At 36.7% G+C, this 21,830-nt stretch carries 27 protein-coding genes and 2 pseudogenes; 26 read left to right on the top strand and 3 right to left on the bottom strand.

The window, feature by feature from the left end:
- Nucleotides 1-60: 60 nt before the first annotated feature.
- From QM409_RS01900 to QM409_RS01990, 19 genes and pseudogenes are all read left to right on the top strand, one after another.
- Entirely contained in the window at nt 61-366 is a 306-nt protein-coding gene (locus tag QM409_RS01900) for a hypothetical protein (RefSeq protein ID WP_414305048.1), read from the top strand.
- Nucleotides 367-373: 7 nt separating this feature from the next.
- Entirely contained in the window at nt 374-526 is a 153-nt protein-coding gene (locus tag QM409_RS01905) for a hypothetical protein (RefSeq protein WP_372236819.1), read from the top strand.
- Nucleotide 527: 1 nt separating this feature from the next.
- A complete protein-coding gene (locus tag QM409_RS01910) occupies nt 528-743 on the top strand; it encodes a hypothetical protein (protein ID WP_414305049.1) in 216 nt (71 codons plus the stop codon).
- Entirely contained in the window at nt 740-997 is a 258-nt protein-coding gene (locus QM409_RS01915; protein ID WP_125393816.1) for a hypothetical protein, read from the top strand. The genes QM409_RS01910 and QM409_RS01915 overlap by 4 nt, the downstream gene beginning before the upstream one ends.
- Nucleotides 998-1,043: 46 nt before the next feature.
- On the top strand, nt 1,044-1,325 hold the full coding sequence (locus QM409_RS01920) for an XRE family transcriptional regulator (protein ID WP_125393817.1): 282 nt from the start codon (nt 1,044-1,046) through the stop codon (nt 1,323-1,325).
- Nucleotides 1,312-2,175, top strand: a complete 864-nt coding sequence (locus QM409_RS01925) for a conserved phage C-terminal domain-containing protein (RefSeq protein ID WP_414305050.1) — start codon at nt 1,312-1,314, stop codon at nt 2,173-2,175. Before QM409_RS01920 ends, QM409_RS01925 begins: the two co-directional genes overlap by 14 nt.
- A gap of 11 nt (nt 2,176-2,186) precedes the next feature.
- Nucleotides 2,187-3,032, top strand: coding sequence for an ATP-binding protein (locus tag QM409_RS01930; protein WP_414305051.1), 846 nt, complete (start codon nt 2,187-2,189; stop codon nt 3,030-3,032).
- Nucleotides 3,029-3,190, top strand: coding sequence for a hypothetical protein (locus QM409_RS01935; RefSeq protein WP_000997172.1), 162 nt, complete (start codon nt 3,029-3,031; stop codon nt 3,188-3,190). The genes QM409_RS01930 and QM409_RS01935 overlap by 4 nt, the downstream gene beginning before the upstream one ends.
- A gap of 89 nt (nt 3,191-3,279) precedes the next feature.
- The gene (locus QM409_RS01940; RefSeq protein ID WP_265479565.1) at nt 3,280-3,504 is read left to right on the top strand and encodes a hypothetical protein; all 225 of its coding nucleotides are present in this window, start codon (nt 3,280-3,282) and stop codon (nt 3,502-3,504) included.
- A 55-nt stretch (nt 3,505-3,559) separates the two neighbouring features.
- A complete protein-coding gene (locus QM409_RS01945; protein WP_414305052.1) occupies nt 3,560-4,420 on the top strand; it encodes a phage major capsid protein in 861 nt (286 codons plus the stop codon).
- A 9-nt stretch (nt 4,421-4,429) separates the two neighbouring features.
- Nucleotides 4,430-4,978, top strand: coding sequence for a hypothetical protein (locus QM409_RS01950; RefSeq protein WP_414305053.1), 549 nt, complete (start codon nt 4,430-4,432; stop codon nt 4,976-4,978).
- 357 nt (nt 4,979-5,335) lie between these two features.
- Nucleotides 5,336-5,746: a DUF722 domain-containing protein gene (locus QM409_RS01955; RefSeq protein WP_414305054.1), complete on the top strand. Its 411-nt coding sequence runs from the start codon at nt 5,336-5,338 to the stop codon at nt 5,744-5,746.
- Between the two features lie 136 nt (nt 5,747-5,882).
- Nucleotides 5,883-6,227, top strand: a complete 345-nt coding sequence (locus tag QM409_RS01960; RefSeq protein WP_414305055.1) for an HK97 gp10 family phage protein — start codon at nt 5,883-5,885, stop codon at nt 6,225-6,227.
- 89 nt (nt 6,228-6,316) lie between these two features.
- Nucleotides 6,317-6,637, top strand: a pseudogene (locus QM409_RS01965) (ABC transporter ATP-binding protein); the annotation flags it as partial.
- Between the two features lie 118 nt (nt 6,638-6,755).
- Complete coding sequence (locus tag QM409_RS01970) at nt 6,756-7,214, top strand: CtsR family transcriptional regulator (RefSeq protein WP_004261972.1); 459 nt, start codon at nt 6,756-6,758, stop codon at nt 7,212-7,214.
- A 1-nt stretch (nt 7,215) separates the two neighbouring features.
- Entirely contained in the window at nt 7,216-9,648 is a 2,433-nt protein-coding gene (locus QM409_RS01975) for an ATP-dependent Clp protease ATP-binding subunit (RefSeq protein ID WP_414305056.1), read from the top strand.
- A gap of 147 nt (nt 9,649-9,795) precedes the next feature.
- Nucleotides 9,796-10,854, top strand: a complete 1,059-nt coding sequence (locus tag QM409_RS01980; protein WP_414305057.1) for an AAA family ATPase — start codon at nt 9,796-9,798, stop codon at nt 10,852-10,854.
- A 9-nt stretch (nt 10,855-10,863) separates the two neighbouring features.
- A complete protein-coding gene (gene pnuC, locus QM409_RS01985) occupies nt 10,864-11,643 on the top strand; it encodes a nicotinamide riboside transporter PnuC (RefSeq protein ID WP_261101634.1) in 780 nt (259 codons plus the stop codon).
- Nucleotide 11,644: 1 nt separating this feature from the next.
- A complete protein-coding gene (locus QM409_RS01990; RefSeq protein WP_261022641.1) occupies nt 11,645-12,418 on the top strand; it encodes an NUDIX hydrolase in 774 nt (257 codons plus the stop codon).
- A gap of 72 nt (nt 12,419-12,490) precedes the next feature.
- Here QM409_RS01990 and QM409_RS01995 read toward each other — a convergent pair whose 3' ends face one another.
- Complete coding sequence (locus QM409_RS01995; RefSeq protein ID WP_261030062.1) at nt 12,491-12,721, bottom strand: hypothetical protein; 231 nt, start codon at nt 12,719-12,721, stop codon at nt 12,491-12,493.
- 278 nt (nt 12,722-12,999) lie between these two features.
- Between QM409_RS01995 and QM409_RS02000 the strand changes: the two genes are divergently transcribed.
- Nucleotides 13,000-13,683: a hypothetical protein gene (locus tag QM409_RS02000; protein WP_261030061.1), complete on the top strand. Its 684-nt coding sequence runs from the start codon at nt 13,000-13,002 to the stop codon at nt 13,681-13,683.
- 70 nt (nt 13,684-13,753) lie between these two features.
- Here the strand turns inward: QM409_RS02000 and QM409_RS02005 are convergent.
- Nucleotides 13,754-13,981 (bottom strand): annotated as a pseudogene (locus QM409_RS02005) (tRNA dihydrouridine synthase DusB); the annotation flags it as partial.
- Between the two features lie 129 nt (nt 13,982-14,110).
- Here QM409_RS02005 and QM409_RS02010 point away from each other — a divergent pair.
- The 6 genes from QM409_RS02010 (at nt 14,111) to QM409_RS02035 (ending at nt 21,172) form a co-directional block, all read left to right on the top strand.
- Nucleotides 14,111-15,871 (top strand): histidine kinase, encoded by a 1,761-nt coding sequence (locus QM409_RS02010; RefSeq protein ID WP_070528360.1) that lies wholly within the window; start codon nt 14,111-14,113, stop codon nt 15,869-15,871.
- On the top strand, nt 15,849-16,454 hold the full coding sequence (locus QM409_RS02015; RefSeq protein WP_033689555.1) for a response regulator transcription factor: 606 nt from the start codon (nt 15,849-15,851) through the stop codon (nt 16,452-16,454). The genes QM409_RS02010 and QM409_RS02015 overlap by 23 nt, the downstream gene beginning before the upstream one ends.
- Nucleotides 16,455-16,552: 98 nt before the next feature.
- Nucleotides 16,553-17,446 (top strand): AvrD family protein, encoded by an 894-nt coding sequence (locus QM409_RS02020; RefSeq protein ID WP_414305058.1) that lies wholly within the window; start codon nt 16,553-16,555, stop codon nt 17,444-17,446.
- The gene (locus QM409_RS02025) at nt 17,446-18,222 is read left to right on the top strand and encodes an AAA family ATPase (protein ID WP_049501960.1); all 777 of its coding nucleotides are present in this window, start codon (nt 17,446-17,448) and stop codon (nt 18,220-18,222) included. Before QM409_RS02020 ends, QM409_RS02025 begins: the two co-directional genes overlap by 1 nt.
- Before the next feature lie 8 nt (nt 18,223-18,230).
- Nucleotides 18,231-18,908: an ABC transporter ATP-binding protein gene (locus QM409_RS02030; protein WP_000614114.1), complete on the top strand. Its 678-nt coding sequence runs from the start codon at nt 18,231-18,233 to the stop codon at nt 18,906-18,908.
- Nucleotides 18,905-21,172: an ABC transporter permease gene (locus QM409_RS02035; RefSeq protein ID WP_049546893.1), complete on the top strand. Its 2,268-nt coding sequence runs from the start codon at nt 18,905-18,907 to the stop codon at nt 21,170-21,172. The genes QM409_RS02030 and QM409_RS02035 overlap by 4 nt, the downstream gene beginning before the upstream one ends.
- A 106-nt stretch (nt 21,173-21,278) precedes the next feature.
- Here QM409_RS02035 and QM409_RS02040 read toward each other — a convergent pair whose 3' ends face one another.
- Nucleotides 21,279-21,830 (bottom strand): cysteine hydrolase family protein, encoded by a 552-nt coding sequence (locus tag QM409_RS02040; RefSeq protein ID WP_414305059.1) that lies wholly within the window; start codon nt 21,828-21,830, stop codon nt 21,279-21,281.

Genomic DNA, 21,830 nt, shown 5'->3' on the forward strand with positions numbered 1-21,830 from the left:
CGTTTGGAGTGGTGGTAATCTGGTATAGGAAAAAGCAGGAAAAAGGCACAGGAAAACAATATGACATTAAACATAAAGAAAATTCAAGAGCAAGGGGGCAGACTTGGAGATGTGCTTCCCAGAATTGAATTAGTTAGACAGTTGAGCAATTCGCTGATAATAGTGAAAAATAACGGAGTAGATACTGATATCTTATCTGTACAGATGACAGAGGGGTTAGGCGTTATTCGTGACCAGATGGAACAACTCTATAGAGAGTTGGACGGGATTGCAGTTTATCTCCTTAATTGTGAGAATTTTGAAGAATTGGGGTACAAGTCAGATGAAAATTCCAGATGTAATGAAAATGACTCAAGTAGAAATTGATGATTTTATGGCTGATTTAAAGGTTAACAATCCAAATCTATTACAGTTTATTATTGATTTTTTAGATAACAAAGTATCTATCAAGGAAGTTGAAGCTTTCCAAAAGATGGAACATCAAGCCCAACAGTTATATATCAAGAATTACAAAGCGAGGGCATAGCATGAATGAACTAGATTTAAGTAATACACAGGCGCTTATTTTTACCGTGATTTTGATTGGCTTTCTAATTTACCTAAACCATCGAGACCGTAAAAAGAGCGCCCAACTGGAGCGAGAAAACAGGAAACTGGGAGAAATACCTAGTGAAGATTTAAACCCTTTCTATGGGCGTTATATTCAGCTTGCAGGTATCAATAAACAAGGAGCGATTAAATGACTTGTGAAGTAAATTTATATACTGATTTTAAAGAGAAGCTAGATAAGTCAAGCTTAACTAAAGAGACTTTTATAAATTTGTATATAGGTAATATAAAAAATCTATCAACAATTTTAGGAATATTAGATAATCAACTTTCGGATAAAGAGATAAGATATAAGGTTCTTAAAACTATTGAGATGATCATAAAGGATCAGGAAGATATTTTACATAGGGCAATAAAAGGGCAAATGATATTTCATAAACCAGCTTAGAAAATGAGGGATAGAATGAATTTAACACTGAAAGGGGTGGAAGGATATGTTTAGTTTGAGTAAAGAAAGCGAACATGATTTGACTAATAGAATAAGCACAGTAGTAGAAAACTATCTAGCAGTCCGAGAAAGACCTAAACCACGACTAACTGGTTTAATGTCAGCACAGGAAGCCATGGACGAGTTAGATATAAAATACAAAACCTTGCAAAAGTGGGAAGGTGCAGGACTAAGACGTTACCAACCACCACTAGAAGATACTAGAAAAGTCTATTACAAAGTTACAGATATTTTGAAGTTTCTGGGGGTAGATGATGGCAAAGACTAAAATATATTTTTGGTTAAAAGTTGATAAGAAGTTTTTTGATAATCTTTTTATTAAACGACTGAAAAATATGCCTGGTGGCTACACTATGACAGTTATTTATATCCGTCTTATGTTGGAAAGTTTAGAAGATGATTGTATTTTGTACTATGAAGGATATTTTGATAGCTTGGTACAGGAATTAGCTTTAAAACTGGATGTTTCTGAAGATGATATAAATATGACAGTAGCATATTTTACAAAATGCGGACTGATTCAGATTGATGATGATGGCCATGCTACATTGTCACAAGCAAAGGCCATGGTCGAAAGTGAAACGAACTGGGCTAAATATAAACGTGAACAGCGAAAACAAGCCCAAAATGTGGCAAGATTGGAGAATGTCCAAAAGAGTGGGATAAATTCCAACTTGTGTCCAACAGAGATAGAGATAGATAAAGAGTTACATAAAGATAAAGAGTTATATAAAGAATATATATTGTCAGGTAAACCTGACTTTACTTTCCCAAATTGGTTAACTCCGAGTATGATTGATGAGGTAACTAAAGGACGTCCTGAAAAATATTTAATCAGAATACCTTTAGCTTATCTGAATCATACAGTTGGGAAAAATTATAAATATTTGGACAAAAACTTGAAGCCGATAATGGCACGATTCAAAGAAGGCTATACACTTGAAGATTTTAAACAGGTGATAGATATTAAAACGGCAGAATGGAAGGACAGTCCTGAATTTTCTAAATATCTGAGACCAGAAACACTTTTCGGTTCTAAGTTTGATGGTTATTTGAATCAAAAGCCTAAAACCATAAAAGGGAAGTCCGAAGATAACTTCCCAGATCTACCATTTTAGGAGTTGCACAGATGAAGGAACAATTTAAAGAATTTAATAACAGAAAAATAACGGATACGGTTTGCGATATTCACCAGGTAAATTATTGGGAAATTTCTGTACCGGTGTTAGGGAGTTCAGAAAGAAAAGTACAAGCATTTTGCCCGGAGTGTATGAAGGGAGAGATTAAACAAAAAGAGCAAGACTTATTACAGCAGTTCGAGGACAGACAAGCCTACTTTAAAACTTATGATGTCTTAATGCGTGAGAGTACGATTCCTAACGAGTTGAAGGGAGCGACGTTTGAGAATTTCTTTGTTAAGACTACAGAGGAGCGTCAGATGTTAGAGTTTGTTAAGGGGCAAGCCCATAAGTACCTTGCAGGTATGACAGGAAATACTTTAATCAGTGGTAGCACAGGAATAGGGAAAAGTCATTTATCGCTTGCCTTGGCCAAAGAAATCAATGAGAGCTTCAGAGAGAAGAACGAGCCTAAGAGTGTCTTGTTTGTCAGCTTAACCGAGATTATCAAGCAGATAAAAGAAGGCTGGGCTTATGGCAGAAATGCAAACTTAACAGAGTATGAGGCGGTTAAAAAGCTTGTTGATGTTGATTTTCTAATCATTGATGACCTGGGGGCAAAAAATGGCACGGTAACCCCTAAGAGCGATTGGGAACAGGATTTCTTGTTTGATATTATCAATAATCGAGAAACTACGATTTTCAACACGAACCTAGATAGTAGTGAACTGCGGACGGTATACAATGCTAGAAATTCAAGTAGAATTTTGAAAGGTTTAGAAGGGAACACTTTCAAGGCTTTTACGATCAAAGATAAAAGATACACTATAAACACAGTGAGGGGAGAATATCAATGAATGATGATAAAATGCGATTTGCAACAGAAAAAGGCTTTGTTGTCTACGAAAAATGTGGTATAATAGAAATAGAAAAAGTTCCAAGTTTTGGAGAAGTTACTTTATTCTATTCAGATGGGAAATTTACTCATCTAGTCAAAAAAGAAACTAAAAAATAAGTCTATTGAGAACAACTCAGGGACATACCGTAAGCATATAATGCTAGTGGTATGTCCCTTTTTGTTTGCATAGAAAGGGGGTGAGGGAGATGTCAGGAGATACTTCTTTAGGGTATGTAGTAGCCAATAAGTTTTCTATGGATCCAGATAAAAGACAGAAAATCTTTTCTCAGTGTAAAAAAGAAGATGATAGCTTAGAACAACGGAAACAAGAAATACTAGAAAAATATGCTAACAAACAAGACAAATCAAAATCTAGAAAAAATGATTCTAAAGGCTCGGAGAGTCATAAAAGAAAAGCTAAGAGCAAATAATTTTAGAAAAAATTATAAACAAAAATCAGATATTAAAAGATAAAGGAGCAAAAAAATGACAACTAACTTAGTTAAACAAAAAGAAAATCTAGAAGCTTATATCCGAAGTACAGGTTATAACACTAGAGGAATGAACGTAGAAAATAATCATGTACTCATTGAAAAACCAATCCTTGATAGTTACGAAGATGAACATCAACGTAAAGAACTGGTTGATCTAGTAAATGTTATTGAGACTCGTACCCGTGGTGGGAAGTATGAAGTAACTGACTTTGAATCTGATTCATTACAAGAAGTTAGTGAAAATTCGGTTGAGAGAACAGAAGCAGATAAAAAGAAAACTATCAGCGTTGATTACTTAGTTAAATTATTCAGTGGAAAACTTGATTTTTCACAGGAACAGTTAGATGATGGCCAATATAATTTAACGGATTTTCTTGGTAAGAAGATTATTAAATTAAAACGTAGAACACGAAATAGAGAGATTGGGAAAATTCTCCAAACTGCGAAAGTGCAGACTGCTACAAGTATGGACGACTTGAAATCTATTGTTTCTTTAATCAATCCAGAGCGCAATGTATCTATGGTTATTAGTCAATCACTATTTAATGTCTTAGACAAAATGAAAGACACTTCAGGAAATTATCTTCTTAAAGTTGATAAAGAGACAGGGACAAGTGAAACATTCTTTGTAGATAACTTTTTAATTGTAGATGATACAACATTAGGGAATAAAGGTGACAAAAAAGGCTTTATCGGAGATCTAGAAAACTTTGTTACTTTGTTTGATCGCAAGAAAGATACACTTAGTTGGGTGAATGCGAATGACTATTTTGGAAAACGGTTGATTTTACATACCCGATTTGATGTAAAAAAAGTTGAAGAAGATTGTGGTTACTTTATTCAATGGAACTAGGAGAAAGAAATGGATATTAATCAAGTATTTGAAACACTGGATGATCTAGATAATAAAAAAAGTAAGATTAATTCAGCACGAGAACAGTTAAGCGAAAAAAGGAAAAGCCTGTTAGGCAATCAAGCAGTTTCATTTGAGAACATAGATTCTTTTTTGTCAAATAATTTAGAATCTTTAGAGCAGCTGGAAAAGATGGAAAAAGCTATTAATGGCCTTCAGGAAAAATTTGATAGTGATTTTTCAGAAGCTAATGCAGTCATCTTTGAATACATTTTTAAAGAGACTAAGCAACGGATGGAAACTAAGAAGATCTACAAACAATACCGAAAGAAACTTAGACAAATTCTGGACGCATATGATGAAATTCAAGAACTAAAGAAGGATGTAGAAGAAATCCATACAGGTGTAGTCAGGGAAATAAGTCAGAAACATTCTCTATCGCCGTATCGAACAGAAGTAAGTCCGCTTACTGTCCTACCATTCTTCACCCCTGATTCTAGCGGATGGATGAATTTTTCTAAGGAATATCGGGATATCAGAGTGTATTTAGAAAAATAGGGAACAAATTAAGTAAGGCTAGTGATATATGGCTTAAACAGAAGAGATATCGCTAGTCCTACTTTTATGCTTTACTAAGTTTCACATAACAAATTAAGCATAAACTGAAAAGAAGTAATAGCTTGAAAGCAAGGTATATCAGGGGTTTACAGAATGGACTGAGTTTCACAGAATGTAAGATATGATAAACTGAGGAATAAATTATAGGGATACTTCTTTAAATTGTCATATTGAAGAGTTGTCAAACTTAAAACAATGATACCTGGTAAGTGGAGTGTTGAAAGGCTTTTAAGCTTTTGTCAGTTTGACAGAATGCAAGATAAGAAAATTTTAAAATTGAAGTGGAGGTACTTGACTATGTATGAACTGAGTAACAGAGACCTGGACGGGATAGATATTGAGTTAGGGCGATATAGAACGATTGCTAATAAAATTTATTTGAGAAGACAGGAACTGATACATAATAAGAAACATAGTGATGAAGATTATACAGGTGGTAAAGGAAAGAAAGTGTCAAGTCCTACTGAAGCAACCATAATTAGAATTGAAGAAGACGAAACACTAAGATATTTAGAAGGCTTCAAACTAGTTGTAGATACCTTGGTGGAAAACTTAATTGAAAGTGATCTAGTCATTTTTAAAATGAGATTTTTAGAAGCTGGGATGACCTGGGAAGACGTGGCAGAGAAACTAAATAAAACTACTCGTTATATAAATAGTCGAAGAAAAGTAATCGCTAAAAGATTTATAGAACTGAAAGGATATTGACACTCCCCCCCACTTTGTAAAGCATTTTCGTTGATTTTAGGTACCGGGAGCGGTAACTTTTTCCAAGTCGGAAGCTGTCAACCAAAAAGGGGGTAAAAAGTTGATATTTTAAAAAAATAGAAGGAGTTTTTAGAAAATGGATTTAGCAGCACAATTAGCAAATATTTTAGAAGAATATTGTGAAGAGGTTAATGAAGAAGTTGATAAAATTGCGGAGCAAGTCGCTAAAGAAACAGTTAAAGAATTAAGGGAAACTAGCCCTAAAAGAACAGGTAAATATTCAAAAGGATGGCGTAAGAAAAGAGTGAGAAATGGAGTTTGGGTCGTATATAGTTTTAAATACGGATCTCTTACTCATTTACTTGAATTTGGACATATTAAACGAAATGGGGGGAGGACTAAGGCGTACCCTCATTTAAGACCTGCAGAGCTGAATGCGATTCAAAAATTTATAGAGAGGATTAAGAACATTTCAAAGTAAACTATAATTGAATAGTATTAAGTAGACTAATTAAGTGAGCAAACCAACACATCGTTATTTAAGTCCTTAGATTTATTTCTGAGGACTTTTTATCCTTGCTTCGTACTTATCTTTTCGGTCACAAACTCTTTCTCTTAGATGAAGCCTTTAGCGCCTTGGATGAGATGACCAAGATGGAACTACACGCTTGGTACCTTGAGATTCACAAGCAGTTGCAGCTAACAACCTTGATCATCACGCATAGTATCGAGGAGGCCCTCAGTCTCAGCGACCGCATCTATATCTTGAAAAATCGCCCTGGGCAGATTGTTTCAGAAATTAAACTAGATTGGTCTGAAGATGAGGACAAGGAAGTCCAAAAGATTGCCTACAAACGTCAAATCTTGGCAGAATTAGGCTTAGATAAGTAGAAAAATAGGGAGTTGGTGAAGATTATCCTTTACCAGCGCCCTTTTTCTTTTAAAAATGAGAAAATTTCGGTATAATAGTCAAAGATAGTCAAGGTTTAAAGAGAGAGGTGGGTTTGTAATGAGATTTAAAAATACATCGGATCATATTGAGGCCTACATCAAGGCGATTTTAGATCAATCTGGAATTGTGGAGTTGCAACGGAGTCAGTTGGCAGATACCTTTCAGGTTGTCCCTAGTCAGATTAACTATGTGATCAAGACACGCTTTACGGAAAGTAGAGGCTACTTGGTTGAAAGTAAGCGTGGTGGCGGAGGCTACATTCGTATAGGACGGATTGAGTTTTCTAGTCATCATGAAATGCTCAGGGAGCTACTTTACTCAATTGGCGAGCGGGTCAGTCAAGAAATTTATGAGGATATTCTACAGCTTTTGGTTGAGCAGGAATTGATGACCAAGCAGGAGATGAATTTGCTGGTAGCAGTGGCTTTGGATCGAGTTCTAGGAGAAGAAGCTCCAGTTGTTCGTGCTAATATGCTAAGACAGGTCATACAAGAGGTAGATAGAAAAGGGAAGTAAGATGAACTATTCAAAAGCATTGAATGAATGTATCGAAAGTGCCTACATGGTTGCTGGCCATTTTGGAGCTAGTTACCTAGAGTCTTGGCACTTGTTGATTGCCATGTCCAATCACAGTTATAGTGTGGCAGGGGCGACTTTAAATGATTATCCATATGAGATGGACCGTTTAGAAGAGGTCGCTTTGGAACTGACTGAAACGGACTACAGCCAGGATGAAACTTTTAGGGAATTGCCGTTTTCTCATCGTTTGCAGGTCCTTTTTGATGAAGCGGAATATGTGGCGTCAGTGGTCCATGCTAAGGTGCTAGGTACAGAGCACCTCCTCTATGCGATTTTGCATGATGGCAATGCCTTGGCGACTCGTATCTTGGAGAGGGCTGGTTTTTCTTATGAAGACAAGAAAGATCAGGTCAAGATTGCTGCTCTTCGTCGAAATCTAGAAGAACGTGCAGGCTGGACTCGTGAAGACCTCAAGGCTCTACGCCAACGCCATCGTACAGGAGCTGACAAGCAAAATTCTATGGCCAATATGATGGGCATGCCGCAGACTCCGAGCGGAGGTCTCGAGGACTATACGCATGATTTGACAGAGCAAGCGCGTTCTGGCAAGTTAGAACCAGTCATCGGTCGGGATAAGGAAATCTCGCGTATGATTCAAATCTTGAGTCGGAAGACCAAGAACAATCCTGTCTTGGTTGGAGATGCTGGCGTCGGGAAAACAGCTCTGGCGCTTGGTCTTGCCCAGCGTATTGCTAGTGGGGATGTGCCTGTTGAAATGGCTAAGATGCGCGTGTTAGAGCTGGATTTGATGAATGTCGTTGCAGGGACTCGTTTCCGTGGTGACTTTGAAGAACGCATGAACAATATCATCAAGGATATTGAAGAAGATGGCCAAGTAATCCTCTTTATCGATGAACTTCATACTATCATGGGTTCTGGTAGTGGAATTGACTCAACTCTGGATGCGGCCAATATCTTGAAACCAGCCTTGGCGCGTGGAACTTTGAGAACGGTTGGTGCCACCACTCAGGAAGAGTACCAAAAACACATCGAAAAAGACGCAGCCCTTTCTCGTCGTTTCGCCAAAGTGACGATTGAAGAGCCAAGTGTTGCAGACAGCATGACCATTTTGCAAGGCTTGAAGGCGACTTATGAGAAACATCACCGTGTACAAATCACAGATGAAGCAGTTGAAACAGCCGTCAAGATGGCTCATCGTTACTTGACTAGTCGCCACTTGCCAGACTCTGCTATCGATCTCTTGGATGAAGCGGCAGCAACAGTGCAAAATAAAACTAAAAATGTAAAAGCAGACGATTCAGGTTTGAGTCCAGCTGACAAAGCCTTGATGGATGGCAAGTGGAAACAAGCTGCTCAACTAATTGCTAAAGAAGAGGAAGTGCCTGTCTATAAAGACTTGGTGACAGAGTCTGATATTTTGACCACCTTGAGTCGCTTGTCAGGTATTCCAGTCCAAAAACTGACTCAGACTGATGCTAAGAAATACCTGAATCTGGAAGCTGAATTGCACAAACGTGTCATCGGTCAAGATCAAGCTGTTTCAAGCATTAGTCGTGCGATTCGCCGCAATCAGTCAGGGATTCGCAGTCACAAGCGTCCGATTGGTTCCTTTATGTTCCTAGGACCTACAGGTGTCGGGAAGACTGAATTAGCCAAGGCTTTAGCGGAAGTTCTTTTTGACGACGAATCAGCTCTTATCCGCTTTGATATGAGTGAGTATATGGAGAAATTCGCAGCTAGCCGTCTCAACGGAGCTCCTCCGGGTTATGTGGGTTATGAAGAAGGTGGGGAGTTGACCGAGAAGGTTCGCAACAAACCATACTCTGTTCTCCTCTTTGATGAGGTAGAAAAAGCCCACCCAGACATCTTTAATGTTCTCTTGCAGGTCTTGGATGATGGTGTCTTGACAGATAGCAAGGGGCGCAAGGTTGACTTTTCAAATACTATTATCATCATGACGTCAAATCTTGGTGCGACAGCCCTTCGGGATGACAAGACCGTCGGTTTTGGAGCTAAGGATATTCGTTTTGACCAGGAGAATATGGAGAAACGCATGTTTGAAGAGCTGAAAAAGGCTTATAGACCTGAGTTTATCAACCGTATTGATGAAAAGGTAGTCTTCCATAGCCTGTCTAGCGACAATATGCAGGAAGTGGTGAAGATTATGGTTAAACCTTTAGTGGCAAGTTTGGCTGAAAAAGGCATTGACTTGAAATTACAAGCTTCAGCACTGAAATTGTTGGCAAATCAAGGATATGACCCAGAGATGGGAGCTCGTCCACTTCGCAGAACCCTGCAAACAGAAGTGGAGGACAAGTTGGCAGAACTTCTTCTTAAGGGAGATTTGGTGGCAGGCAGCACACTTAAGATTGGTGTTAAAGCAGGCCAGTTAAAATTTGATATTGCATAAAAATGGAGAATCAGGAGCAATCTTGATTCTCTTTTTTGCTACTTTTTTATAAAAAACAATAAAAACCTATTGACGAAACAAAAATATAGTTTATAATAAAAACATAGATAATAAAAATATCAAAAAATATAAAAAGGTAATAGATTTATGAAAAAGAAAACAGCAGTGGTATTTGGGACCTTTGTCCCTCTTCATCAGGGTCATATCGATTTGATTCAGCGTGCGAAGCGACAGTGTGACCAGGTCTGGGTTGTCGTTTCAGGCTATGAGGGAGACCGAGGAGAGCAGGTAGGCTTAACGCTTCAAAAAAGATTCCGCTATATCCGAGAGGCCTTTCGTGGTGACGAGTTGACCTTGGTTTGTAAGTTAGATGAAACCAATCTTCCTCGCTACCCTATGGGCTGGCAGGAGTGGTTGGACCAAATGTTAGCGGAGATTTCCTATGATGAAACCCAGCAAGAACTAATTTTCTTTGTGGGAGAAGCAGACTACCAGCAAGAATTATCAAATCGTGGTTTTGAGACCGTTTTGCAAGAAAGAAAGTTTGGAATCTCAGCGACTATGATTCGAGAAAATCCAAGCAAATATTGGAAAAACATCGCTCAGCCCTTCCGTCGTCAGTTTACAAAGAAAGTATTGATTATGGGGAGTGCCAGCAATGGGAAGACCACTCTGGCCAAGGATTTGGCAAGGTATTACGATGCACCCGTCAGTTTGGAATACGCACGTGAGTACCAGATTAAAAACAATGTCCGCGACGATGAATTGACTCCAAAAGATTACTATTATCTCCTGTTGGGGCAGTATGACCAGACCTCTAAGTTAATTGACAGTAATGCCAATAGGGGATTGGTGATAGCTGACACCAACTCCTTAGTAACTAAGGGCTACTATGATTATTACATGGAGACCGAGGACCAAGGGGACTTATCAGGAGAAACCTTTGATAATCTCTTTGTTTCGATCTTGGCTAAGGAAAAATGGGACTTGATTCTCTTTGTGCAACCGGTCGGCTCCTATGTCAATGACGGATTTAGAGATATGACTATGGCAGAAGACCATATTCGTCATAGTTTTTCCCAGCATTTGGACCAGATGAGGGAGCGCTACTTAGCAAACATTCCACTAGTTTATCTAGCTGAGGATTATCTAGGAAATTATGAAGCAGCAAAAGTGGCTATTGATGCCATTTACCAAACAGATTAGGAGACAATTATGAAAAAACTAACTGAAAAAATCACACAATTTATCGAAAACTTTAAAAATGTCCATGCAGAAGCCCGCAAGATCGGTTTTGCAGGAATCATGAACCTGCTCTGGAAAGATCTCTTTGTCGGCCGTAGCCTCTTCCAGTGGTTGTATCTCATCGTCCTGTCAAGTGTTCCCTTGATCTTGGAATTCACGCAAAATACAGAAAGTCATGACTGGATGAGCTTGTTTGCATCTTGGACTGGGATTGTCTGTGTTATCTTGGTAGCAGAAGGGCGTGCAAGCAATTATCTCTTTGGGGCCATTAACTCTGCTATCTATTTGATTTTGGCCATGAATGCGACTTTTTATGGTGAAGTTTTGACGACCGTTTACTTCTTTGTCATGCAGCCGATTGGTCTCTATGCTTGGCTGTCCAATCGTATCAATGACCAAGGAAAAGCAGAAGAATCTCATTTTGAAGCTAAGAAATTATCTGTGCTTGACTGGCTCAAGTACTTGGTCTTGACTGCTATCATCTGGATTGGTATGGGCTTAGCTTACCAAAGTATCCATAGTGCTCGCCCTTTCCGTGATAGTGTTACCGATGCGACCAATGGTGTCGGTCAGCTCTTGATGACACGTCTCTACCGTGAGCAATGGATTTTCTGGATTGCTACTAATCTCTTTAGTATTTACCTCTGGTGGGGTGAAAATATCCACATCCAAGGGATGTACTGGGTTTACACACTGAACAGTCTAGTGGGATGGTACCAATGGACCAAGGCAGTTCGAAAGGAGGCATAAGATGGCAGACATAAAGATTCCAGCAGGGATGACGGAAAAAGAATATTATGAAATCCATGCCAGTCAGGAGGAGTTTTTGGATTGGTACTACAAGCAGGAACTCCCTCAATATGAAAAACCAAGTGTGACAGTAGATATGGTAGCCTACTGCTTTGTCGAAGGAAAGATCAAGCTTTTATTAATTCGTCGCAAGGCTCACCCTTATCAAAACTGTTTGGCTCTGGTTGGAGGATTTATGGACAAGGGCGAAGACGCTGCGCATGCTTGTCAGCGTGAGGTGAGAGAAGAAGTCAATCTCGATCTTCCTTTGGAAAAAATTGAGCAATTGATGACCGTATCGACCCCCGGCCGTGACCCACGGGGCTGGACAGTGACTATTGCCCACTTGGTTTATTTACCTAGTTGTGCATTAGAACTTGTTCAAGCAGGAGACGATGCCAAGGATGTTGTTTTTGTAGATGTCGATTTTCAGACAGGCAAGTGCTTCTTAGAGGGAGTAGAGTTGGAGGAGCAAGCCTTCGCTTTTGACCATTATGCCATTATCCAAGAATCCATCAAACGAATCCAAGGCCGTCTCGACTGGAATCCGACCTTCCTTTATCTGCTGGAGCAGGAGTTCACTGTCTACGAAGGAACTGAACTGGTCAATCTTATCAACCCCGGTCGTCCAATCGTCAGCAATAACTTTCTCGTAAAATACGGAGAATATGTAGAAGAAGTCGGACTCAAACGAGTACCTAAAAAGAAACCAAGAAAAACCTATCGATTGAAATAAAAAGCGAGGCCGGGAAAAAGTTCCCGACCTCTTTATTTGCCTTTACTAGTTTGATTTGCTGTTGCGACTGTTTTAGGGATGGCCATCTTTCTTAGAATTGCTCAACAGGTGAGTAAAAAAGTCTTTGTATCGATACTTGAGATAGTTCTCATGTAAAAATAACAAAGCGATATAAACAATCAAAAAGATTGTAGTCAGATAAAACACATCAAATGCAGTTCGCGCATAGTAGGCGGCTGATTGATAAGAGCCAATTGCTCCCAAAATCAACCAAGGAAGATACTTATAATACTTATTTAGCATAAGAGTGCACCTCCTATATTCTATTTCAATGTTATTATATTCCTTTGCACTTAAAGGTGCAAGCGATTACACAAAAACAAATTCAAATTTTTAATAGGAAAATCTCCTGTTTTTCTGTTTTATTACGAATAGAAGAGTAGGAGGAGTAAATGTATCTAAATTATGTGAGATTTTTAAAATAGTTTAGATAAATTGTTGACATATCTAAATTTAAATGTTACAATTACATTACAAAAAGATTTCATTATATTTCTAAAATATTACAAAGGAGTAGAAAAATGAAAAAGAAAACAAGTGTTAAATTGATGGCAGCAACTGTATTGGCTTCTACCTTGCTATTAGGAGCTTGTGGAAATAAAAAGGAAACAACTCAAGCAAGCAGTTCTGCTAAGACAAGCCAGTCATCAAGTTCTAAAGCAACTTCTTCTAACAAAGAAAGCAAGACTCAGAAGTCCTCAAGTTCAGCTTCATCTGAAAAGACTAAGGCGTCTACTGATCAATCTTCAGCAACTGCAACGCCATCACAAGCGGCTCCTGCACCAGAGCAAAGACAAGGTCAAGAAGTGGCTAGTCAACAAACTCCTGCTCAGACTCCTTCAACTCAACAAGCTCCTCAAGCCCAATCTAACCAATCAAGCTATGATCCTACAACTGACCGCAAACTTCAAGACAAACAAGCAGAGCAAAATAAACGCTACAAGGGTGTTTTAACCATGGTAGATGGTGATTTCTCAGCTGCAGCGGGCAATTGGAAGGGAGCAAATGGCGAAACCATCACAGTTTCATCAGGTGGTCAATTTACAGTAGAATCTTCTGATGGAAAGAAAGAAAATTACTCTATCAAAGGCTATTCTTATACTCTTGATGATGGTAAGTATAATGCCAAAATTGGTGGAGGAAAAGTCATCCAAATTACAACAGGAGCGGATGGTAAGGTTTCCAGTGTTGCTTTGAGTCAATAATAGCGCTCAGTATTTGAATTTTTACAATCAAAAACCCGTCAACTTTAAGAGAGTTACGGGTTTTAATCTATTAAGCCTTATGCAACTGCAAGAGAGCTTCAATCTCTGCCAGGGTGCTAGCTTGTGAAATAGCTCCACGGAGTTTAGCAATGCCAGATGTTCCACGGAGGTAGTGAGGAGCGAGGCCACGGAATTCACGAACTGCTACGTTTTCCTCTTTGAGGTTAATCAAGCGTTTCAAGTGTTTGTAGGCAATTTTTATCTTGTCTTCAAAAGTCAAATCGGGGAGGATTTCACCTACCAGAAGATTGTATCAGTTATATCTCGAAAGAAAAAAGAATAAATTTAACTATAAAACCTGTCTTATTGAATGAAAAAATGGTAGAATAAACATCAATATCAAGTGAAATGTGGAGTGTTACAAACAATGAAGTCAAAAATGTTTCGATTTTCTTTGGTTTTGTTATTTATTTTCTTTCTTTATTTTTCGTTTTCAATTTTTAACCGAACGTACAGTGGAATCACCGTAGATAAACATGATAATGAGTGGATAGTTAGACAAGTCCATAATCTGGGAAGCTTTGCAAATCATCAAGAGATAATAGGAGCATCGATTATACAAATAGACGGTCAGAGTCCAGATAGTAATTTCTCATTATCTCGATTTTTAATTGTTGAACCGCTTCATTCTGTGACAGTGTTAGATAGAGGCATTTCAAAGACTTTAATAATAGAATCTGGGAAATCAAGCCAAATTATCTTTCTTGTTTTATCAATCATTGCTTTTCTGATTCTACTGTTATTTCGATTATACATAAAAGGCAGAAGTAGAGGAAAAACTGGGAAACGATATTTTTATTTTATTATTTATACTAGTCTGATGTTATTATCGATTATTCCATCAAGTATAGGAGATGTATTTGGTCGTAGTCTATTAATTTCATACTTGACTTTATTTCCATTATTCATGGATATCTTCATTAGAGTGTTAGTCTTAAAGATAAAAGGTTCAACCATTTCTAACTTTTCTCGTATTATACTGGGCTATTCACTCATAACTCAACTTTTGTATGTTTATAATCTTATACAGCCCATTGATTTTTTAACCATCTTTTTTTCTAGGGGAGTATTTTATTTAGTATTTTTCTTTTTAGTTATCCTACTGTTAAAGATGCTTATAAATTACTATCAGAGAAGAGAAATGCTGCCAATTCATACCTTATTTTTAGCAGTTCTGGCCTTATTTCCTCTATTTTTTGGATATATTTTTCCGATTGGTAAGGAAGTTTCGTTTATTTATAGTATTCCTCTATTGTTGCTTATTTTGTTCTCTATTGTGAATAACTTGATACTAGAGCGAATGATATATGTTGCTTGGAAGTGGAATCCATTCATATATAACTTGATATTTTCCGTTTTTTTTACTAGTCTAATTATTCTTTTTAGTCTGTTATTAAGAGAATTTTCTCCAATTTTTTTCGTTCTTTACACTTTTCTTTTTTCGCTAGCTTTGTTACCTGAAATAAGGAAAATGATGTTGATTAGCCATAAAATGGAGGGAATCTTTAGTAGTTTTCATACTTTTGTAGCTACTGAATTAGAGAGGGAAGAAATTGCAACGTTTATACATGATACTACAATTCAGAAGGTTATTTATTATAAAAAGCAGTTAGAAATTAGTGAACACATTAATAGGGGAGCTTTATTAGAGATGTTGGATGATATTGTTTTTGAATTAAGAGATTTATGTTCCAATATCTATCCTTTAATGGTGCATGAATTAGGGTTGAAAGAATCTATTACTAGCATATTAAACCAATTCATGAAGATGGAAACTGTTTCGATTATGACAACTTTTTCAATAGATGAAGAAAAAGTTAACGATAAAGTGGGCACGTTTGTATTAAGGACAGTTAAAGAACTAGTAAATAATAGTATTCTTCATGGGAATGCTAGAGAAATTACTGTAGATTTATCTACAAAAGAAAAGATTTTATCAATTGAAGTTATAGATGATGGTATTTTTAAGGGAAACTATCAGTCTAATGAACATCATTTTGGTTTAAATAGAATTGTAGAGAAGGTTCATTTATTGGGGGGAGATGTTCAGATAAATATAGAACCTACAAGTGTGAAGATACGGATACCTATAGAAGGGAAGAAAAATGATTCGTTTGGTTTTGATTGATGATCACAGTTTAGTATTACAAGGATTGGAGAACTATTTTTTAAAGGAAGATGATTTTAAAATTGTTGGTTCCTATACAGAAGTAGCAGATTTACTTCTATGTCTTAAGCATGAAAAGGTAGATGTACTAGTCATGGATTTTATGTTGAAAGGAGTAACGGCATTTGATGTTATTAGTCAAATAAATAGATTTCTGAATACAGTTCCCAAGATAGTTCTTTTATCAGGATTTTATGACACTTTGTTACATAAGAGAGCGATGGATTTTGGGATTCAAGCTTTTTTACCCAAAGAAAGTTCTTATTTGGATGTTAAAAGTGCAATTTATGCTGTTTATAAGGGAAATCACGTTATTCCAGATGGTTTGTTAGAAAAGCAAGAAAATAATCTATTGACAGATACGGAGTTAAGTGTATTGGAACTGATTGTAAAAGAATATTCTAATGAAAAGATAGCAAATAGTTTATTTGTCAGCAGGAGAACAGTGGATACCCATGTTTCAAATATTTGTTCAAAGTTGGGAGTGACGAGTAGAGTTGGAGCTGTACGTGAGGCTATTCGATTAAATCTAGTATCTTTATAATTTTATACTAAAAAGGCAAGAAGGTTTTCGTAAATTACGGATTCTTTCTTGTCTTTTTTTGTTTAAGATAGAGTCAGTTTAAAAGATTGGAGAAGTATATGCTAACAGCAGATTATTTACTTGGAGACAATAAAAATCGTTATTTTGGCAGAGGGCATAAGAAGACGACTTATGAAGTTAAGTTGAAAAATATTTTAGAAGGAGTTGGGTCTCTTCATCAAGAAGGTTTGTGGTCTAGTAAACAATCTGAAATCATACAGCAACACCTGAGTACATTAGATGGAATAGTATTAGCTCATTTATTTGGAAGTGAAATACTGAAAAGAATGGGAGTGAGATTAAATCAGTATAGGTTAAGCCATTTTGAGATAAAGTCAGGGATAAAAGCTATAGAAGAATTGGTAAATTTAAAATTAGAATTACAAAATTTCAAAATGACGAACCAAGTGATTGAATTTGATTGCTTGGTAATGGATATGAAAGTTTGTTTAGGATATCAATTATTAGAATGTATGGAAAATGTAGCTGCTATAGGAGAACAAGGTAGAGATTTTTTATCAACGCATTTAAGAGATAGACAACATGATATATACGATGTTGAGTTTTCAGATAGTAGTATATCTTGTAAAGCAGAGCAAGTATTAATCAAAGATATTGAATATAGTGGTGTAGGTAGTCTAGAAAAGAATTATTATAGTTTGTTAGAGCTTCTGATTATTTTTTCTCAAATGGCAGAGATGTTAGCCTACCATATAGAAGAGATATCTCGAGAAGAGAGCAATACCATGTGGATGAAGCAAGTGAGTGCAGACTTGAATTCACCAATTTTGAACGGAGTAGTAGAGCTTAGTGGTAGTGTTTCAAAAAATAGATTGTTAAAAATTAGAGAAGAACATTGGAAAGTCTACGAAATGTCAGGATATGATATAGATCATAAGGTAGTCTTTAAAAGTAAAATAGCTCAAAAATTACCTGATGGAGGGGGACAGTGATGGGAAATAGAGAATTAAGGTTAGTCATATCGGGAACTTATTCTACAGGTAAGACAACAACTGCTACAGCTCTTTCGATTGCAACGGGACTTCCCTTAATCGACGCTTTGTCTGCGAGGGAAATTTTGACAGATTTATATCCTGGCAGAAGATTTCAGGATATGTCATCAACTGAATTAATGGCACTAGGGCTAAAGCGTTTTGAGGAGAGAATTCGTACAGAAGGAATTTTATACAAGGAACATGGAAGTTTTCTATCAGATGGTTCAGTATTGAATGAATGGATTTACGGTACTGTTCGAATGAGGGTAGGAATTAATCCAGGATCAGCATTCATTCATCGATTGATGAAATCTATTTTAGGTATTCCGGGTCGACGATTTTTCAAAAAATATTTGACTGCTTATGGGGTTGTCTCTAAGAATCATGCGAAACTGTGGTATACAGATGTTGTTCATTTACCAGTAGAGTTTGCAATGGATCCAGATGGGCATAGACCAGTATCTGAAGAGTATCGAAATTTATCAGATGAGGAATTATATGAAGCTTATAGGAATTTGGGTCTGACACCTTATTGTGTCAAAGGTAGTCAGAAAGAACGGTTAAATCAGATCATTCAACATTATGAGTTGCCAATAGTTGTTTCAGTAGATGAGGCTATTTCCTTAGCTGAAAAGGTTATACGAGAAAACAGGGAAGCAGTATCTAAACGTATCATAGAACAGTATGAAGAGCCTACATTAAAGGAAAAAATAAAATTTATGACAAGATATTAGGAGTATGTATGATTCAGTTTCAAAATATTAGTAAGATTTATAAGGTAGGAGAGCAAGAAGTTCGTGCTTTAGATCAAGTTAGTTTTTCTATTGAGAAAGGGAAATTTACAGTTATTTTAGGTCCATCAGGTTCAGGGAAAAGTACGTTACTAAATTTACTTGGTGGGATGGATCGTGCGACATCAGGAACCTTTATATTTGATGAGGAACTAGTAACAAAGTTTACGGACAAGGAATTATCTGCTTATCGAAAAGATAAAATTGGTTTTGTTTTTCAATTTTATAACTTAGTTCCAAGTTTAACAGCCAAGGAGAATATAGGTATTGCAGCAAATTTAGTGAAAAACAATAAAGAAATTGATATGTATTTAGATCAAGTTGGTTTACTTCATAGAAAAAATAATTTTCCTAATCAACTTTCTGGAGGTGAAATGCAACGTGTATCAATTGCAAGGGCATTGGCTAAAGAACCTAGTCTATTATTGTGTGATGAACCTACAGGAGCGTTAGATTCAAAGACAGGTGATAGTATTTTAACTTTATTGAAGGAAGTTTCTAGAAATGGGAATGCTGCAGTTGTAATGGTTACACATAATAGAGAGTTTGCTAAATTTGCAGATCGAGTTATATATTTGAAAGATGGAAGTATTGAAAAAATAGAGAATAATGAAGAGGTGCTGGGATGAGGTATCTTCATATAAAATTATTAAGAGATCTTCGGCAAAATTGGCAACAATTTTTCTCTGTTTTTCTGATGTCTCTATTAAGTGTATTAATCTTTGTAGGGCTACAAGGAGCTTGGCATGGACTTGAAAAGAGTCTAGAGAGTTATTTGAAACAATCTGAACTTCCTGTTGTTTGGGTTCAAGCGAGACAAATTGATGAATCAAAAATTAAGCAGGTTGAACTATTATCTTCTGTTGAAAAAGTTATCAGTAAAAAGAAAGGATTTGCTAATATTGTTCGTTTAGACAAGACTGACGGACGAATCAATCTTGAAACGATTACAGATAATCAACTGGTTACAGTAACAGAAGGAAGTTCTTTTTCTGAAGGAAAACAAGATTCGATTTGGATTGATGGGAATTATGCGAAGAAGAATCATTTACAGATTGGAGATTCAATTTCTATTTCATCAAGGGGGAAACAGATAGATTTAGAAATTGTAGGATTTGTTCAGGCCACAGATAAGATTTATTTCACAGGTAGCATGGAATATATCGCTCCAAATCCTGACAATGATGCCTATGGTTATATTGCAGATAATGAAATTGCAAAAGGAATTCTGGGTTTATCGTCAGATAATGCCTTAGAAATTTATGGTTCTAAGGTAGATTTGCGAGGAGATTTAGAGTCTATTTTTGGGGGCGATTTAGTTTCTTATCAAGATCAAAAAAGTTTAACTGAAATATCAGAAGCTACCGATCGAGTTGGGCAAATTAGAAACTTATCTTACTTATTTTCTTTTATCTTTATTTTGTTAGCTATTTTGGCTATGTTTACAACCATTCAGCGTTTGATTGATGGCCAAACAAAAGAGATTGCTGTATTAAAGGCTCTAGGCTTTTCAAATCAGGCTATCAGTTTACATTATATTTTATTTGGCTTAGTAGTAAGTTTATTAGGAAGTTTCGCAGGCTTTGCTATTTCTCCCTTGATGTCATGGTTTGTACTAGAAACTCAAAAGTCAATGTTTACACTTCCAAATTGGCAAATATCTTATTCGTCTTCATCAATGGTTGTCGGTATTGTAGTCATTATTATTTGTGTTTTAGCTGCCTATTTAGCTTCTAGAGAGTCAGCTAGAGGCTTACCAGCAATATTTTTAAGAGGTAAAGAAAAAGTTGCTAAATCTGTTTTTGTGGAAAGATTTTCCTCTATCTGGCAACGAATTTCTTATCCTTCTAGATGGGCAATTCGTGATGCCTCGTTTAATCGTATTCGAGTTTTGATGGGAATCGTGGGAGTTGCAGGAAGTATGATGTTACTGATTGCTGGAATTGGTATGCCTGTGTCCATGAATCATCTTGTTGATAAGGCATACAATGAAGATTTTTCTTATTCAAAACGACTGACCGTAGCTGATTATACATCTTCTAAGTCTAGATATGGTGGGCAAGGTGTACAAATTTCACAGGCACATTTTAATCCAGATGATGGCTACAACCGTTTATTGATTATATTTGATGATGGAGATATGATCCAAGCAAAAACAGAGAGTGCTGATTCTTTGAAAGATGATGGTTTGTATGTAACTAGATCATTTGCCCGTTTAGCAGGTATTAAAGTCGGAGATTTTTTAAATGTGACTCCCTATCAAGATGGTCATACTTACAAGTTTGAAGTAAAAGGGATTGTCACAAGTGAAACCAATCAAGGGGCCTATCTTCATGCTAGAGTCTTTGAAAAAGCAGGGGGAGATTTTACTCCACATACTTTATTAGTTGGGCCGGAGGTGGACGAAGATACTATTAAGCAAGACAAAGGTGTTCTATCTGTCATTGAAAAAGGGAGCCAAGAAAAAAATGCCTATGATTTTGTATCTAGTTTGATGAGTGTATTTCTAATGATTATTGGCTTTGCCTTATTACTTGTTATTATTGTTCTCTATAATCTGGGCTCTTTAAACTTTGTAGAGAGAATGAGAGACTATGCTACATTACAAGTATTAGGATTTTCTAATCAATATCTACAGATGGTAACTCTTTTTGAAACTATACTAACTACCTTTATTGGTTGGCTAGTAGGAATTCCTTTAGGAATATGGTTTTTGAAAGAGTATGTAGCAACATTTTCGACGATTCGAATTGAGTATACCGCTTATGTCAGTATGTATGTCCTTGCTTCTGCTACGTTATTGGTTTGGTTTACATCTTTAGGGACTGCTTATTTTATTAGTCTTCGTATGAGAAAGATTGACATGATTAGTGCTCTAAAGGGGGTAGACTAGTATGGTCAGTTCTGAGTGAATCTATAGACATTTATGAATAATTGCTAATCATCAATTCTAATACTCAAAGAAAATCCGTCAGCTCAATAAGAGTTGACGGATTATTTTATACTTGTACTTGGGTTAAAAATTCTTCTGTAGTAAGAATTTGAGCAAACTCATCTTGTAGAGAAAGGAGATTAATCTCATGGATAGTCTCAGGAGGGATGGTCTGACCGTTTTTGTTAGATAGGGTAAAACTGGCAGTGGCATCTGCTAGTAAAGTGACTTCAAAACCAAGATTTGCTGCCATTCGTGTCGTAGTGGATACACAATGAGGCAGGGTCAAACCAACAAGGACTAAATGACCGATCTGATTTGTTCGTAAATAGGTTTCAAGATTTGTCCCAATAAAGGCGCTATTAACCGTTTTTTGAAAGACAGGTTCTGCAGTAACTGGCTCAAATCCACTTTTAAACACCTGATTTTGTTTGTTATGAAATTGCGACTGAGGATTGTCAGATATGTGTTGAACATGTAAGACTGGAAGAGCGTGTTTACGAAAGTATGCCAGTACCCTCAATGCTTGTTGTTCAGCTTGAGGGTTGTTTCGTTCTCCCCAGATAGGGTTATCAAATGCTTTTTGCATATCGATAATCAGTAGAGCAGTATGAACCAT

The organism is Streptococcus mitis (assembly GCF_047465045.1).
GTDB lineage: Bacteria > Bacillota > Bacilli > Lactobacillales > Streptococcaceae > Streptococcus > Streptococcus mitis_DT.